18 protein-coding genes and 3 pseudogenes are annotated in these 14866 nt (G+C 47.0%); 2 read left to right on the top strand and 19 right to left on the bottom strand.

Annotation, left to right across the window (positions count from 1 at the left end):
• Positions 1–60: 60 nt before the first annotated feature.
• From C816_RS20085 to C816_RS20075, 3 genes are all read right to left on the bottom strand, one after another.
• Entirely contained in the window at positions 61–342 is a 282-nt protein-coding gene (locus tag C816_RS20085) for a DUF3847 domain-containing protein (protein WP_016324247.1), read from the bottom strand.
• Positions 343–563: 221 nt separating this feature from the next.
• Positions 564–1310 (bottom strand): winged helix family transcriptional regulator, encoded by a 747-nt coding sequence (locus tag C816_RS22145; protein ID WP_016324246.1) that lies wholly within the window; start codon positions 1308–1310, stop codon positions 564–566.
• 101 nt (positions 1311–1411) lie between these two features.
• On the bottom strand, positions 1412–2743 hold the full coding sequence (locus C816_RS20075) for an MATE family efflux transporter (RefSeq protein WP_016324245.1): 1332 nt from the start codon (positions 2741–2743) through the stop codon (positions 1412–1414).
• 88 nt (positions 2744–2831) lie between these two features.
• Between C816_RS20075 and C816_RS20070 the strand changes: the two genes are divergently transcribed.
• The gene (locus tag C816_RS20070) at positions 2832–3653 is read left to right on the top strand and encodes a MerR family transcriptional regulator (protein ID WP_016324244.1); all 822 of its coding nucleotides are present in this window, start codon (positions 2832–2834) and stop codon (positions 3651–3653) included.
• Positions 3654–3736: 83 nt separating this feature from the next.
• On the opposite strand, the gene C816_RS20065 is transcribed toward C816_RS20070, so the two are convergent.
• From C816_RS20065 to C816_RS20005, 15 genes and pseudogenes are all read right to left on the bottom strand, one after another.
• On the bottom strand, positions 3737–4096 hold the full coding sequence (locus C816_RS20065; protein ID WP_016324243.1) for a TnpV protein: 360 nt from the start codon (positions 4094–4096) through the stop codon (positions 3737–3739).
• Positions 4097–4195: 99 nt separating this feature from the next.
• Positions 4196–4474, bottom strand: a pseudogene (locus tag C816_RS20060) (VirB6/TrbL-like conjugal transfer protein, CD1112 family); the annotation flags it as partial.
• Between the two features lie 13 nt (positions 4475–4487).
• Positions 4488–4583, bottom strand: a pseudogene (locus C816_RS20055) (Maff2 family mobile element protein); the annotation flags it as partial.
• Positions 4584–4662: 79 nt separating this feature from the next.
• Entirely contained in the window at positions 4663–6285 is a 1623-nt protein-coding gene (locus tag C816_RS20050; RefSeq protein WP_016324241.1) for a recombinase family protein, read from the bottom strand.
• Between the two features lie 133 nt (positions 6286–6418).
• A complete protein-coding gene (locus tag C816_RS20045) occupies positions 6419–6616 on the bottom strand; it encodes a transposon-encoded TnpW family protein (RefSeq protein WP_016324240.1) in 198 nt (65 codons plus the stop codon).
• Complete coding sequence (locus tag C816_RS20040) at positions 6613–7464, bottom strand: ATP-binding protein (protein ID WP_016324239.1); 852 nt, start codon at positions 7462–7464, stop codon at positions 6613–6615. Before C816_RS20040 ends, C816_RS20045 begins: the two co-directional genes overlap by 4 nt.
• Positions 7465–7527: 63 nt before the next feature.
• Positions 7528–8292 carry a phage replisome organizer N-terminal domain-containing protein gene (locus C816_RS20035; RefSeq protein WP_016308249.1) on the bottom strand — a complete coding sequence of 255 codons (765 nt, stop codon included), beginning with the start codon at positions 8290–8292 and terminating at the stop codon, positions 7528–7530.
• A gap of 114 nt (positions 8293–8406) precedes the next feature.
• A complete protein-coding gene (locus tag C816_RS20030) occupies positions 8407–8793 on the bottom strand; it encodes a cysteine-rich VLP domain-containing protein (protein ID WP_016324238.1) in 387 nt (128 codons plus the stop codon).
• Positions 8783–10414, bottom strand: a complete 1632-nt coding sequence (locus C816_RS20025; RefSeq protein WP_016324237.1) for a relaxase/mobilization nuclease domain-containing protein — start codon at positions 10412–10414, stop codon at positions 8783–8785. Before C816_RS20025 ends, C816_RS20030 begins: the two co-directional genes overlap by 11 nt.
• Positions 10386–10781, bottom strand: coding sequence for a plasmid mobilization protein (locus tag C816_RS20020; RefSeq protein ID WP_016324236.1), 396 nt, complete (start codon positions 10779–10781; stop codon positions 10386–10388). Before C816_RS20020 ends, C816_RS20025 begins: the two co-directional genes overlap by 29 nt.
• A gap of 144 nt (positions 10782–10925) precedes the next feature.
• On the bottom strand, positions 10926–11180 hold the full coding sequence (locus C816_RS24050) for a hypothetical protein (protein ID WP_022741168.1): 255 nt from the start codon (positions 11178–11180) through the stop codon (positions 10926–10928).
• 186 nt (positions 11181–11366) lie between these two features.
• Complete coding sequence (locus tag C816_RS23180; RefSeq protein WP_196803672.1) at positions 11367–11786, bottom strand: pyridoxamine 5'-phosphate oxidase family protein; 420 nt, start codon at positions 11784–11786, stop codon at positions 11367–11369.
• Between the two features lie 79 nt (positions 11787–11865).
• A complete protein-coding gene (locus C816_RS20015) occupies positions 11866–12078 on the bottom strand; it encodes a helix-turn-helix domain-containing protein (RefSeq protein WP_016324235.1) in 213 nt (70 codons plus the stop codon).
• The gene (locus C816_RS20010) at positions 12050–12508 is read right to left on the bottom strand and encodes an RNA polymerase sigma factor (protein ID WP_016324234.1); all 459 of its coding nucleotides are present in this window, start codon (positions 12506–12508) and stop codon (positions 12050–12052) included. Before C816_RS20010 ends, C816_RS20015 begins: the two co-directional genes overlap by 29 nt.
• Before the next feature lie 136 nt (positions 12509–12644).
• Entirely contained in the window at positions 12645–13541 is an 897-nt protein-coding gene (locus C816_RS20005) for a cation transporter (RefSeq protein ID WP_016324233.1), read from the bottom strand.
• 160 nt (positions 13542–13701) lie between these two features.
• Here C816_RS20005 and C816_RS20000 point away from each other — a divergent pair, with 160 nt between their 5' ends.
• Positions 13702–14259 (top strand): TetR/AcrR family transcriptional regulator, encoded by a 558-nt coding sequence (locus tag C816_RS20000; protein WP_016292402.1) that lies wholly within the window; start codon positions 13702–13704, stop codon positions 14257–14259.
• A 289-nt stretch (positions 14260–14548) separates the two neighbouring features.
• On the opposite strand, the pseudogene C816_RS23175 reads toward C816_RS20000, so the two are convergent.
• Positions 14549–14677: pseudogene (locus C816_RS23175) on the bottom strand (Maff2 family mobile element protein); the annotation flags it as partial.
• Between the last annotated feature and the right edge of the window lie 189 nt (positions 14678–14866).

Below are 14866 nucleotides of genomic sequence, written 5' to 3'. Positions count from 1 at the left end.
AGCCCCCGGCAGGGCGCACGACACCGGAACGGTGTATAAGTGCGCCGTTAAGAACGGACTTTAGTTTGTGGGGGCGATTTTTTGCGCCTTTTCCGCCGTTTCCTCTGCTCCCGGCAGACGGGAAAGGTCAATCAGAAACGCCTTGAGCGATTCGCCGTCCATGCTGGCGGTGAAGGGAAACACGCCCTCCATGATCGCGCCATGCACAATCAGGCGGTGGTTCCGAGCGTGGCGTTCTGCATCCCTCTGCTTGTTCAGCAAAATCTTTACCTGGTTCTCGTATTGGGCGGCTTCCTTTTTTGCTTCGTCACGTTGCTTCAACAGGGATTCTTTTTTATCCATTGACATTGCTCCATTTCTGTAAAATTGATTTGAGAGAAAAAGTGGAAAACAGGATTTAATCAGGCAACAGTGACTTTCATGTCGAACAAAAAATGACCGCTATCCCGTTTCTTGGGATAGCGGTCATTCGCTGCTTGTTCAAAATTGGAGGCGGTGTCCTCATGTGAATACTCCTTTCCTGTATGATGGAAGTATTCTACAATACAAGCCCTACAGAACTCCTACAAAAGTCCTACAGAACTACTACAATCATCGCAAGTTTCGTCACGATACGCAGTAAAGCGGTAACCAATACGGGGAATCGTTTCGATGTAACAAGGATTCGATATGTCTGGTTCAATGCCCTTTCGTAAAAGAGCAATCGGGCCAGAAACACCCCGGTTATAGCTGCCCTCCATTTCCCATGCGTGTTCACATATCTGCTCTGCGGTCAGCACGATTTTGGGGTTTTGCATAAAGTATAGCAACAAAGAAAATTCGCGGGGACGGAGATCTACAGATCGTCCTTGAACCATTACAATGCGTCGTGCTGGGTCTATGAAAATATCACCTACTTGGAAGGGAGATATTTCAGCTCCACCGGGATCTCTGTAATGATTATATTCTGTGTAACGCCGCAGTTGAGCGTAAGCTAAATCTGCTATCATGGAGTAGGGCCATTTTCCAGAAACACACATATCCGCTCCAAGTTCTATCATTCCCTTCATATCTTTTTCTGGTGTGTCCGAGATGATAATGACTGGCACAAAACTGATACGCCGTATTCCTATCAACCAGTCCGTTTGCTGGATGCTTCGTAGATATTCCAGGTTAACCATCAGCAAATGAAAAGGCTGGTGACTTAACATCTGGCCTGCCGCATGAACTGTGGGGGACATAATAAAGCGCAGACGGTATTGGACTATCAGCTTTTTCAAATTAGAAAATAACTCATCGGGTATTCCGATAGTCAATACACTGTACTCCATTCAAATCTCCTTTAGGATAGCTACAGAAAAGCGACGGATAAACTTTTGTGCTTCTCGCTTATATTTAAGTTGCGGTTTTCTGCGTTCAAGACGGTACCCCCTTAGTATTGATACCGCTTCCGATATTTCACGAGCATTAACACCGATAATACCATCGCCATCGTCTCTGCTACTGGTGTAGCCAGCCAGATGCCAGTTACACCCAAAACTGCGGGAAGAATCAGCATGGTAATCAGCATGAATACAAAGGAGCGAGAGAAGGCGAGGATTGCGGAGACAATACCGTTGGACAATGCGGTAAACATCCCGCTGGCAAAGATATTAAAACCGATAAAGAACAACGCCAGGGTACAGATTCGATTTCCAGTGATAGCCAGATCGTAGACTGGATTATCCGGTCGGGCAAAAATAGATACCAGGGGCTTTGTTGCGGCAAAGGACGCTGCCACTGTCACAAGAGAAATGACAGCAATCACTTTCAGACTGGTGGAAACCAGCTTTTTTAGCTTCCCGTAGTTCTCCTCACCATAGTAGTAACTGAGCATAGGAGCGATGCCATAGGAATACCCCGTGTAAAGGGAACTTGCGAATACCAGTATATATGTGATGATGGTCACGGCGGCAACTCCATCTTCACCAACATAATAGAGCATGGCCCCATTGATCATCATTGTAATGATTCCCATGACCAAAGTGGTCGCCATTTCTGAGCATCCGTTTGTAGCTGCACTTGCAAGAACCCTTAATCGGAAAGCGGGCCTTGTAAAGTGAAGGAGGCTTTGTTTGTTTCCGGACACAACCAGACCTACAACGGCAGTCACAGAGTAGCCCAGGCCCGTGGCGATGGCCGCACCGCCGATTCCCATGTCCAAAAGGCCGATAAATACATAGTCAAGCACGATGTTCAGTACGCCACCTGTCACGGAACAAATCAGGGACAGGGTTGCTTTTTCAGAGGCGATCATATACAGAGCAAAATTGTTCATCAGCAGGATTGGGATTGTAAAGAGAAGATAGCGGCTGAGATACGAGGTACAATAGCCTGCGACCTCCGGGGACAGCCCCATGCTCCCAAAAATAGTTTCCATCAGAGAGTACCCAAGCACCGTCATGACCAGGCCAACAACCACATTCACTAAAATCAAGAACGTGAAATCTTCCCTTGCCTCTTTTTGCTTTTGCTCCCCCATCTTTTTCATGATGACCGCACTTCCGCCAGTTGCCAGCATAGTGGAAATTGCTGTAATCACTTGAATCACAGGGGCTGTCAGATTGATTGCAGACAGTGCGGTTGTACCGATCAGATTTGATACAAACAGGCCGTCAACCATAGTGTAAAAAGACATAAAGACAGCCATTGCAATGGTGGGGACTGCGAATTTGAGGATGTTCCCCAACGTAACCGGCTTGTTATAGGCGTTTTCATTTTCCATTATTTTTCTCCTTTTTTCTTGTGTTTCTCCGGCATATGCGATATAATAACCCGTACAGTAACTGTACAGTCAAGAGGTATTTTGAAAAATGGAGAAAAATAAAAAATTGCTCACAATCGGTCAATTTGCGTCCCTGCATAGCATAAACAAAAAAACTCTGATGTGGTATGATGAAATTGGCCTTTTCCATCCAGCGTTTATCCATCCCCAAAATGGATACAGGTATTATAGCTACGAGCAAAGTCCTGTTTTGGAAACAATTCTGCTGCTACGGGAGCTGAATTTGCCAATTAGCGAAATTCAGGATTTTATGAAAAAACGTTGCGCCTCCAGCATGGAGCAGCTTATGCAAGAGAAAATTGAAGATATAGACCGCAATATAGCCCATCTAAAGGCACTGCGGAAAACGTTGTCCTACCATTGCCAGAATATGCAGACATTATTGACAATGGATTTATCGAAAATCGGTATTGTGCAGAAAAAGGCGCGCAGTTTAGTTACCGTGGACATCAATCGAAACACTACGTTCGATAAACAAGTGGAGATAATTTCAGCCGAAAGGAAAAAGTACCAATTATGCAACTTGCATGATTTTTCTTATGGGACAATGATTACGGTAGATAGCCTGAAAAATGGAAGATTCGAGGATTATTCTAAACTTTTTGTTGAAATTCCGTCTCCCACAAAAAGCGATGAATTACACATCCAACCAGCCGGGAATTATGTGCGGGCGTTTTATAGAGACGCGGCGGAAAGCCCTGAGCTGTGTTACCAAAGGATATTTGATTATGTTAAAGAACATGGTCTTGTTTTATCAGGATTCTCTTATGAAGCCATTATCAATATAAACGTAATCGACCAGATTGAGGACTCTATCGTGCAGATTGAAATACCTGTAAAATCAAAATGAATCATTTAGAGCAGACAATAAGAGGTCGCTACTCAAAATAAGCAACGACCTTTTATTGTTAAAATTGTGAAATTCAGAGGATTTCAAATATATATCAGTTCTGTGAAAATAATTTCTTCGGCCCTGGCCCTGCAATTATTTACCAACCCTAACCACGCCATCTGGTTGCGAGCTTTCAGTTCCTCAGTTACGCCAGCGGCCTCCATCATCTGCGGCAGCATCTTGTCCATCCTAATTTCTGCCAGCCGCTCGATTGTGGTCAGGTGATCGTCCAGTCTGCCGCTGTTCACCAAGGACGCCCACAGCGCGGGCCGATGCTCCCGGATGTACTCTCGGCGCAGATCGCCGTACTTGCCATAGAATTTCTCTGCTTCTGGTTCGGGGTCAAGTAGCAGATTGGGGATGTAGTAGTCTCCAACTCTCGTATAAGTCAATTCAGCCATTTCCCTCATTCCTTTCACCAGTCATATCATTCTGCCGCAAATGAGCTGACTGTACGTTGTATTTGATGCATTTGAAATACATCGCTTACAGCATACATCGTCGTGGAAGTTATTCTTCTCCATGAGCATACTGATAAGCTCGTAGCACAGGACAAAGGTGATAATCATCCCGGCTATCGGAACCACCACGTTATCACTCAAATTGCGGATCATGGAGAAAACCCCGGCGTTCCATGCCGCCGGGGTCGTCCCCACGTTTGCCGCAACTTCCCCGACCTCGCTGTTGATCTGGTCAAACATCCCGTCCAGGTTGCCCATGATGCAGTCCCGGAGGATGCCCTTGATCCAGTCTGTGATTATGTCGAGGATGTTCAGCATTGGCTACGCCCTCTTAGCCGAACAGGTTCGCCAGCAGGGGGATGAGCTGCATACCGATCAGGGCCACACCGCCGCCCGCCATGAGCTGTTTCATGCCCTGACTTTTTGCTTATGTGAGATAAAGAAGTAAAAGAAGTGTAAAAAATTTTGCCGTTCCCTGTCCGGCTGACTGCCGGACGGGTCGGGCTTTAGTCGGGCAACTCTACCTTGCCGACAAAAGAGTAATAGATTTCGATTTCCTGTCTGCGGAGCTTCCCCCGGCGTTTCCCGTCAAGGGCTTCCGATTCGTGGATTACGATTTTCTCCACAAACTCCCGTAACAGGGTAGGGGTGAGTTCCTCAAAGCTGGTGTACTTGCGTACCACTTTCATAAACTTTTCAGCGTTCGCCGTGGCTTCCAGCGTCCTTGAAAGCTCGCCCTGCAGAACGGCGGCACGTTCTTTCAGTTCCTTTTGCTCGGCTTCGTAGTCTGCCGACAGTTCCGTGAAACGCTCGTCCGATATGCGCCCGGTCACGCTGTCCTCATACAGCCGCTTGAAGATAGCGGAGAGTTCCGCAATCCGCTTTTCTGCCGCTTCCAGTTCTTTCTTCTTGGCGGCGTTCCGGCGTTTGCTCCCGTCCTCGGTCTGCTCGGTCAACAGCTTCATAAACCGGGCTTCGTGCTTGGCGGCATAGCTGGTGACTTTCCGTAGGTTCTCGGTCACTCCCTCGGTCAACAGGTCGGTGCGGATAAAGTGCGCCGTACAGTCTGCCGTGCGCTTCTTGTAGCTGCCGCATATGTAGCAGTCCTGTTTCCGCTTGTCCGTCTGATACCTCTGCTGATACATGACGCTGCCGCAATCCGCACAAAACAGTATGCCGGAGAACAAGCCCACTTCATCATAGCGGTTAGGGCGTTTGCGCTGCTTGCGTAGCTCCTGCACACGCTCCCATGTGTCACGGTCTATGATTGGTTCGTGGTGGTTCTCAAATACCGCCTGTTTCTCCACGGGATTTTCTACACTGTGCTTTACCTTGTAGGACACTTTCTCGGTCTTGAAGTTCACAAGGCAGCCCGTGTACTCCCGGTTTTCAAGGATATGCGCCACGGTGTTAGTCGCCCACTTGCACTCATAGCCGGGGTGGTAGCGGCGTGTGCTTCCCGTCCGGCGGTATTCCAGCGTTCCCGGCGTAGGTGTCTGCTGCACCGTAAGCATACGGGCTATCTTGGTCGGTCCGTTCCCGGCAAGGCAAAGGCTGTATATCTGCTTCACCACGGGGGCGGCTTCCTCGTCAATGATGAAATTTTCGTCCTCGTCCATGAGGTAGCCGTACACGGGCTTGCTTGTGACAGGCTTCCCGCTCATGCCTTTTGAGCGTTTTACCGCCCGGATTTTCTTGCTCGTATCTCTCACCAGCCATTCGTTAAAAATGTTACGCAAGGGGGCAAAATCGTTGTCGCCCTGTGCGCTGTCAACGCCGTCATTGATGGCAATGAAACGGACGTTTTTCTGTGGGAAAATCATTTCCGTGTACATTCCCACTTGAAGATAGTTTCGCCCTAACCGTGACATATCCTTGACTATGACTGTACCAACAAGCCCCGCTTCAATGTCGGCAAGCATGGACTGGAAGCCGGGTCTTTGGAAATTTGCCCCGGAATAACCGTCGTCCGTGTACCATTTCAGATTTGAAAAGCCGTTCTGTTTTGCGTAGTTTTCAAGGATTCGCTTCTGGTTGCTTATGGAATTGGATTCCCCGGAAAGCTCGTCCTCATGGGATAATCTCGGATAAAGGGCGGTGATAAGTGTTGTGGTGGTCTGTCTTGACATAGATTCCTCCGTTTCCGACAGCCAGCCCACTATTCCGTATGTCTATTATACCATAGGGCGGGGCTGGCTGTACAGTCCTTTTTGCTACTTTATGGCACATAATGTCGAATAAACTTTAGCAAGGAATGTCACTTTATATGGCGTGGGCGGCTTTCCCTCCGGCTGCGCTTTCCGCTTCCAGCACTTTCATCATCTTGTCGGCGGCGGTGGCGGTAGTGTCCTGCTTGAAATAGCCGGAAACCACAAGGACGGTATTCCCCCGGCGTACCTCGGTCACGCAATCCGGGCGGCGGGCGGTAGTGGCGGTGCTTCTGTTGGGGGTGTCGGTCATAGGCTCTCCTTTCTGTTCAGCAGCGTTTTAAGCTGCTCCATTTTCTCCCTTGCTTTGGCTTTTCTGAAATTCTCCCCGGTAATACAGACAGGGGAACACATTTCAATAAGGCGGTCATAAATCCGGGCGTGGGGCGTGTCCTCCGGGTTCTGCAATTCTTCCAGCGTCAAATTTGTGGTGACTATCAGCGGCTTTCTGCTGCGGTATCGGCTGTCAACCACGTTGTAAACCTGTTCAAGCCCGTATTCCGTGCCACGCTCCATGCCGAAATCGTCAAGGATAAGCAGAGGGAAGCTGCAAAGGCGGGATATGTATTCGTTCCTGTCCTTGTAGCTGGCGGCAAGGTCATTGAGGATAAGGGCAAAATTCGTCATGCACACGGAAACCTCTTTCTCCATGAGGGCATTGGCGATACACCCGGCAAAATAGCTCTTGCCTGTGCCGACTTCTCCCCACAAAATCATTCCGTGGTTTCCGTCCTTTATCTGCTCCCATTGTTCCACATAGGCACGGGCTTTCACCATTTGGGGGCATTTGCCGTTGTCATTCCCAAACGTCCACTCCCGCATAGCCGGGTCTGTGAAGCCCTTTCTTTTCAGCCGTTCCACTTCCTCCCGGTGCTTGTGTTCCCGGTCTGCGGCTTCCAGCGTTTCCCGGCGTTTCCGCTGGCAGTCACATTCTTTGGGGTGACGGTCACGCCCGAAAAGCGTCTTACCCTCCGGGAAGTAGGCTTCTTTGGGCTGGCGGCATTTCCCGCAGTATAAAAGCCCGTCCTCGCCTATGTAGTCCTCCGGCTCTGTTTCCTGTGCCGTGGCAAGCCGGAAAATAGCGTTATCGTAATCACACATAAAATCGTTCCTCCTTGTTCGTGGTCTTTTACGCCCTGTTTACAGGGCGTTGTGTCTATGCTGTCAAAGGCTCTCGCCCTCTTTGTAGGAATAATCGGGGATTCCCTTTTTCGGCTTCCCCTTTGCCCTGTCATCAGCCGCCCAACGCCGGATAGTGGCGGCATGGTTCTTGTATTTCTTCCCGCTGGAAGCGATATAGCCGGATAAGCGGTCTATGTAATACTCCCATTTGCCGGGAAGTTCCTCTTGCAGCTCTGCAAGCTCTCTTTCTGACAGGAATACATTTTCATATCTGCCAAAAGGGGCGGGGGCTGTCTGTCCTGTTTTTATCTCTCCCTCTCTCTTTATCTCTAACTCTATATCTATCTCTTTCTCTATCTCTATCTCTGGTGGACAAATGTCCGCCCCATATGGTGGACGTTTGTCCGCCACGGCTTCCGGCAAGGCTTTCTGTTCCTGCAAAGCCCGCCTTGCCCGGCGTTTGCGCTCCCCCTCGGTAGAGGACTGACCGATTAAGAGTTCAATGTTGCTCATGTATAAAGCCCCGTTCTGCAAGGGTTCTACAAGCCCCAGCTTCATAAAAATCTGCAAAGCCCTCTCCACTGTGCCGACTTGCTGGCGGGTGATTGTGGCTATCATCTGTGCGGTGTAGGGGATATTTTCGGCAAGTTGGAGCTTTCCACCGTTTTTCAGTGATTTTAGGTACAGCTTCAAGAGAATGTTTGAGTAGAGCATACCGTCCTGCATACTTTCCAGCAGCACGATAGCGTCCTCGTCAAAATAGCTCTCTTTCAGCTTTAGGTAGTAATATTTGCGGTTGTCTGCCATTCGTTCCTCCTTTGGTCTGTTCTGTGGCTTCTGTTACGCAATTAAAGCGGCTTTTGTGGGGGTAAAGGATAAATGTACCGCCTACCCGTTGAGGGCGGTCAAAAAAGCCTTGATTTACGGGCTTCTTTCATAGCCTAAATGCGTAGAAAGGTGGTATCTTTTCCGCTGTCGCTCGGCTTCTTTCCTGCGGCGCACTTTTGCGGCACAATCCGGGCAGTATTTCCCCCGGTTTGACTTGGGGAGAAAATACCCGCCGCACTCGGTACAGCGTTTCCTGTCTGCCCGGTGCAAAAGGGCGGCTTCCAGTTTCCCGTCCAGCGGCAGCACGGCGGCAATGAACCAGCGGCAGAGAAGCGAATAGCTGATACTCTGCACACACACGCAAGGCTCGCCGTTATCCAGCAAGATACAGTTGCCGTTATCGTAGTTACAGCACTCATGCACAAGCCGACACGCCGCCCGGTACTGGCGGTAGTCCATGTAGGGGCGTTTACCGTTCATTCTCCCGCCCCTTTCCCCGTTCCGGCTCACGTCTTAAAATCTGCCCGATATTGCCCTTGACGGTCTGCAATTCCCGGACGTTCCCTTTCTTCTCCCGGTACTCGTTGTAAAGGGCGTTTTTCTCTTTAGTAAGCTGCTCAATCTCGGTCTGTAATGCTTTGGACGCTGGCAGCTTGGAGATTCCCTGTGCCTTGAAATACCGGGCGGCAGATTCGGAAATGATAAATTCGCTTTCGTGCTGCTCCCGGTAGGCTCTCCGGGCTTTCTCTGTTTTCTGCGCCCGCAATCCGTCACGGGCTGGCTTGGTCTTGATATAGGCTAATAGCTGCTTCTGCAAGTCTTTTTTCTCCCGTAAAGTGCTTTCCACGGCTTTCAGTTTCCCGGTGGTTTCATGCAAGCCCGCACTGGCGGCGGCAAGGGCGGCTTCCAGTTCTTCCGGGGAAGAAAAGCCGGATTCCCCGTAAATACTTATGGTCGCCGCCATTTGCTTTAGGTTGTGGACAGCCGCCCAGCGGTCATATCCTATGCCCTTGCCCTCGGCTCGCTTGGCTTCCCGGTCTACCATGCGCTGTACTCCGTCATTCTTCGGGGCGTTTATGGCGGCTTTGTTACGCTGTAAACGGTCTTTTATGCTGCGGGGGTATTCCTGTTTGGGTAAGGGCTTTTCGGCGGCTCTTGTGGCGTTCTGTGCGTTTTGGGAGAGTGCTTCCAGTACGGCGGCACGGTCAAAATCATCACCCAGCTTCCGGGCGGTGATTGGCTTTGTCCTGTCCGGCGTGAGATACGATAACCTCCCCCGGCTTTCCTTGACGGTCACTCCCTGTTGTAACAGCTTCCCGGAGAAGTCCTCAAAAGAGGTAGCAGAGGACAGGGCGGTGCGGATCGTGCGCCGCAGCTTCTCTTTGTCGGTTTCAAATTTCGTAAGTTTGGGCGGCTCACCTGCGGCGGCAAGGGAAGCGTTCTCTTTATCCAGTGCGGCTTGTCCTTTCCGCTTCGCCCAATACTCACGCTCGGTAATGCGGTTCTTGCTCCCGTTGAGTAAATCAATCTGATAGAGGTTTTCCCTGTGGCACATCTCCATGACTTCCGCTTTGAAATACTCCATAACTGCGTCCGTACAGCGGTGCTTACAGCCCTCCCTTGTGTCGGCTGGTCTTTCCATGTAGGGCAGCAAGGGTACTTCCTCAATCCGCAATGAATTGATTACGATATGCACATGAATGTTGCCGCTGTGGTTATGCCCGTCCGGGTGGGTGCATACCAACGCTTGGTGTCCGGGGAAATGCGCCTTGCAAAATTCCTCGCCCAATGCTTGCGCCCGGTCTACGGTCAAGCCGTTGTCCTGTGCGTCACGGGGGTCAAAACTGATAATGTAATGGTGGCTTTTCACGTCCTCCCGCTTTTGGTTCTTGCCGTATTTCAGATTGGAGCGCATACACGCTATGGCGAAATCTTCCCCGCCGCAATTAAGGGAAGATATGCGGAAATCATCACGGGGGATAAGCCGCCCATTTTTATCAAGGGTGGGCTTCATGGTAAACTCGTCATGCTCAAAGGTTAGGTATTGCTCGGCAGCTCCATAGTCGGCATTTTTAGAGCTGATATGTTTGAACGTTGCCAACGGCTTCACCTACTTTCTGCAAGACTTCAAACTTCAAGGCGGCAAGCTCTGCTGCGGCGGCTCGCACTTCTTGGGAGAGGGCGTTATAAGGTGCGCCGTACTCGTTCAGACAGCGGGCAATCTGATTCAAGTTGCCGCCGATTTTCCCGTACTCGGCTGTGAGTTTTCCCACAACAGAGAGTAATTCATCATTGACCGGGGAAACGGTAATGACCGGGCATATCCTTGACTTGGTAAGGGCTTGCCGGATAAACTCGGCTTGGCTCATTTTGCAGAGGGTGACACGCTCGGAAAACTCGGCGTATTCTTCCTCGGTCAAGCGTGTTTTGATTACCCGGTGGCGGTGGGGCGTGTTGTATCTTTTCATGGCTGTGAACCTCCTTTCATGGGTGGATTTTTTCAAGCGGCGTAAGCCGCAAAAAGGCGGGCTTGGGGTGGCAACCCCAACAAGATTCCCGCAGGACAAAATGAGCCGGTAGGCGAAATTTGGTACTGTGGTAGAATCTTGCTCTTAAAAAGTGTCGGTTTCCTCTGTGCTGGCTTCTGTCAATACTTTTAGTGCCGCAAGCGGGGATTTTGCCAAAGCTGCGGCGATATTTCTCCCCCTACTACCTACAACACCACGCAAAGCAAAAATGACGGAGATTTGCGGAAATTTCTTCACTTTCCTTTCAGTTCCCACACCACCGAAAATTGAAAACTGCCAAACAAAACAGGTGGGATTTTCCTTTGCCTGCCCTCCACGGACAGCTTGCGGATTTGCCAAACAAGAGAGAGAATTTCTTTCAGTCCCCCTTGCACGGTATAATACTGACAATTTTTCAAAATGCCAAAAATGGACGCAAAAAAACAGGAAACCTTTTCTTGATTTCCTGTCTTGGTGTGCCGTTCTATGTAGCGGCGGTTATTCAGTTTTTAGCTGGCTATAATTCCACAAACTGGAATTTAGTAACTACTTAATATCAAAATTTTCTGTTTTCAAATCACAATAATATCTACCACTTGTAGCAGTAAACTTTAAAACACAATAATCTGGGTCAGTTACACCTTTTTTGTAAAACATTGTATCGCCCTTTTTCCAAATCATGTTTTTAGTTTCTTGGTCTGTTAAGACTTCCATTTTACCTTTTAACATAACACCAACATATTTAATTAATCCTTTGTGATAGAAGTAAATACTAGCACTTGAATTATCTTTATATTGTTTTACTCTCATAGATGAAGTATTAGTAGAAAAGTAAAACTCTTTTAGCCCTATTCTTTTACGGGGTTTTAGCATTGCTTTCATATTAGGACAATTTTCATCATCAATAGAGCATATAAAACTAACTTTTTGTTTATCAATAAAATTTTCTATTTTCCTTAAATCCATAATATTTTAACTCACTTTCAAATTCTGATTTGTCGTTGCTTTATTATATATCCGTTTTTCAAAAAATGAAAGCGATTTCTTATACTTTCTGTTCATCAAAGCGGAACTTAAACAGGGCAGTGACAAGCCGCTGTTTTATGCTGTCCTCGGTATCCCTGTCTATATGCCCGTTTTCAATGGCGGCGATTCGGATTTGCTTGCTGTAATGCCGTAAAACCTCGTCCACGGCTTCCGGCTCTCCGTTGGTCGCCCGGACAATCGTTTCATAGGGCAAAAGGTTCGGATTCCCCATGTGAAAGCACCTCCATTTTTCTTTGCAGGAGTTTTAATGTCCTGCGAATTTGATACCCGGTCGTACTCCGGCAGCGTCCGTACATTTTCCCGATTTCCTGTTGTGTATACTCCCCGAAAAAGTAAAGGAATATGATTTCCCGGTTTTTCTGTGGTAGGGATAACAGGGCGGCGGCAAGCTCTCCATTGGTGAGGATAACTGTCTGACCACATACCGTTATAGGGTGTTCTTCGTAGGGTGCTTCAAAATATTCGTCTGTTGTGCCTAAAGGGTAAAACTTTTCTTCTGTGAGGTATTCAAGGGATATTTCTTTTTGCCGCTGTCTGCTTCTGTCACGCCATGCGTTGAGTGCTGCATAACGTATGACGGTCTTGCAAAAGCCGTTGAACGTATACATGATGTGTTCCCTGTATGCTTCTGTGCAAGGCATAGATGATTCCCCCTTTCTCCCACATGGGGCGGTGCATGGTTTACGGTTGCTTGTTTATAATTCAAAGGAGCGACAACTTTATGCGTAGGTCTTAACTCGTTTCGCTCCTTTAATTATCTTCTCCCGGTATCACATATTACCATTCACAAAAAACAATTTCAGCATTTTCGTAAATAGGACATATATCTTTCAAGATATTCCTTTTGACAGTTTGTATTTTTTTATAATCAATGTTATTGGTAATATAAATGCAAACTTTTATGTGCATACCAATTTTATATATGTCACATTTTTGCAATGTCATAATACCGCTAAGATTCTTTTCTACAAATTGGAAAACTGTTCTTTTTAGTTCCTGATTCGTTGTCAACCCTCCTGACAATTCGCGGAAAGAAGATATGAAAACACTTATCGGTTCTTTTATTGCAGGCAAGACTATAATTGTCGTAATAAAAAAATCTCCAGTATAATGAAGGAAACCCAAACTTCCGTTAATATCTATCAGTTTTATCAAGAACGCAGACAGTGCTACGCCCAAAGATAATATGCCGTCGATAAGATTTCCTTTCGATTCTGTTGCTAAAAGTGTACTGGAATCATTAGTTTTACGGCTCTGGCTTCTGTTAAAAAAAGACAGCCCAAAACATATGATACACATAAGTATCTCATAAGGAATTACAGGTTCAATCATCAAAGGGGTTCCAACGCCATATGCAAAATACCCCCATGCTGCTTTTGCAGTACGAGCAACAGAAGAAAACAGTAGCACCAATGTTAATAAAGTTCTAAAAATAGAATATAATGGCTCTAAAAAATAAAGACCGTCCGGGTAATTCTTTGTCTTTTTATTACTAATTTTTGAAATTTCCAATGCTGCCAAACAAGAGCAAGAAGCAATCATTGAAAAGGAACAGTCTAAAAACAGAGCTTGAATATTTGTTATCGAAAAAATCCAAAATCCACCTATTGCCATTATTAAGTTTACAATGCAGCTTACTATTAGTGATTTGCGTTCAATTTGTTTTTGTGTCATGGTTACCTCCATTGCCTTGGAATTTTATAGTATTCAGATTGACATATCCGTACAACGAGCAGTATACTATAACATGTGTCGTTTTTCTATCTTCAATTTTATCTATAATTGTTGCCTAAACGACACTGCCGCTCGAAACTGTTGTTTAAAGGAGAAAACTATGAATAAACATGATAGGCGGGTCAAAAAGACAATAAAAGCATTACAGTCTGCTCTTGCTGACGCAATGCTTGATAAGGAACTTCAAAAAATTACAGTACAGGAATTAGTCAACAAGGCAGACATACATAGAGCTACTTTTTATTCGCACTACCATGATGTGTATGACTTATATGAGCAAATGGAACATGACGCTATATCTGAGTTCACTAAATTTATTAACGATAATCCAGCAGGTCATTACGAAAATATTTATAATTCCATTATTGATTATATTTATGAAAATCCTGCCCTAAGCCGCTTGCTTTTTTTCGGAAAGGGAATTGACCACAAATTTCAAGAGCATATGTATGACATCATAGAAGAAAAATATCTTGAAATATGGATGCAAGAAGAAAATATATCTTCCGTTTCAGAAGAAATGCTCTATATGGCGACATATCATATTCAAGGCTGCCTCTCAATAATCTCACTTTGGATTAAGAATAATTTTTCTACCCCAAAGGAAAAAATAATCCAGCTTATTTATTCTATTGACGCAAGTTGGAATATGCCATAAAAGAAATAATCTGTGTGGAGATAAAGAGGGATTCCGTAGTAGTCGGCACTGTGTGTAATGTGCATAACTTGCTGTCTTATGGAGTTGTGGGAAAGTCTGTTTGCAGAATGTGGGAAAGCTGCCCTTTAGCTTTTCCATGTTCTGTGAATGGACTTTTCCATGACGGAATAGCAAGTTATACACATTTCCACGGTGCTTGTCTTTTGGTCTTTGGTTTCTTTGGTTCGGAATAGTGTGGTGCTGGCGGTCTATCTCTTGTTTTCGGTTGCTTGCTTCTTTACCGTACATGAGCATTCGCGCCGGGGTTGTCGTTGCCGTACCCCTCCAGCAGGTTAATGACACCCCACACGCCCAGGCCAGCGCCGAGGGCAATTACCAGAACCTTCAAAGTGTCGATAGCAGAAGTGAAAAATTCCATTAAAATACCTCCATAATTGTTGCAAAAATCTTGTTTGAAAGTGTCAGCGGGAAAACTTCCCGGAAATATGAAACGCCGCCGACTGATGGTGTCAGTCAGCGGCGCTACCGGGCCGGGAACGTGGCTTTTGAGTAACAGCGATCAAAAGCAGCTTGTCCGGCTAGACGGTCAAAGGTTGTGCCAGCCTTT

It is taken from the genome of Oscillibacter sp. 1-3 (assembly GCF_000403435.2).
GTDB lineage: Bacteria > Bacillota > Clostridia > Oscillospirales > Oscillospiraceae > Oscillibacter.
The sequence above is the reverse complement of the archived record's forward strand: the minus strand, read 5'-3'. Positions and strand labels throughout refer to the sequence as shown.

What these genes read in the sequence shown, in the direction of transcription:
- C816_RS20010 (WP_016324234.1), bottom strand. Translation starts at nt 12,508, where the DNA reads ATGCCTTGCACAGAAGCATACAGGGAACACATCATGTATACGTTCAAC.
- C816_RS20040 (WP_016324239.1), bottom strand. Translation starts at nt 7,464, where the DNA reads ATGTGTGATTACGATAACGCTATTTTCCGGCTTGCCACGGCACAGGAA.
- C816_RS20005 (WP_016324233.1), bottom strand. Translation starts at nt 13,541, where the DNA reads ATGACACAAAAACAAATTGAACGCAAATCACTAATAGTAAGCTGCATT.
- C816_RS20065 (WP_016324243.1), bottom strand. Translation starts at nt 4,096, where the DNA reads ATGGCTGAATTGACTTATACGAGAGTTGGAGACTACTACATCCCCAAT.
- C816_RS20020 (WP_016324236.1), bottom strand. Translation starts at nt 10,781, where the DNA reads ATGAAAAGATACAACACGCCCCACCGCCACCGGGTAATCAAAACACGC.
- C816_RS20075 (WP_016324245.1), bottom strand. Translation starts at nt 2,743, where the DNA reads ATGGAAAATGAAAACGCCTATAACAAGCCGGTTACGTTGGGGAACATC.
- C816_RS20070 (WP_016324244.1), top strand. Translation starts at nt 2,832, where the DNA reads ATGGAGAAAAATAAAAAATTGCTCACAATCGGTCAATTTGCGTCCCTG.
- C816_RS23180 (WP_196803672.1), bottom strand. Translation starts at nt 11,786, where the DNA reads ATGGATTTAAGGAAAATAGAAAATTTTATTGATAAACAAAAAGTTAGT.
- C816_RS22145 (WP_016324246.1), bottom strand. Translation starts at nt 1,310, where the DNA reads ATGGAGTACAGTGTATTGACTATCGGAATACCCGATGAGTTATTTTCT.
- C816_RS20000 (WP_016292402.1), top strand. Translation starts at nt 13,702, where the DNA reads ATGAATAAACATGATAGGCGGGTCAAAAAGACAATAAAAGCATTACAG.
- C816_RS20035 (WP_016308249.1), bottom strand. Translation starts at nt 8,292, where the DNA reads ATGGCAGACAACCGCAAATATTACTACCTAAAGCTGAAAGAGAGCTAT.
- C816_RS20045 (WP_016324240.1), bottom strand. Translation starts at nt 6,616, where the DNA reads ATGACCGACACCCCCAACAGAAGCACCGCCACTACCGCCCGCCGCCCG.
- C816_RS20015 (WP_016324235.1), bottom strand. Translation starts at nt 12,078, where the DNA reads ATGGGGAATCCGAACCTTTTGCCCTATGAAACGATTGTCCGGGCGACC.
- C816_RS20030 (WP_016324238.1), bottom strand. Translation starts at nt 8,793, where the DNA reads ATGAACGGTAAACGCCCCTACATGGACTACCGCCAGTACCGGGCGGCG.
- C816_RS20085 (WP_016324247.1), bottom strand. Translation starts at nt 342, where the DNA reads ATGGATAAAAAAGAATCCCTGTTGAAGCAACGTGACGAAGCAAAAAAG.
- C816_RS20050 (WP_016324241.1), bottom strand. Translation starts at nt 6,285, where the DNA reads ATGTCAAGACAGACCACCACAACACTTATCACCGCCCTTTATCCGAGA.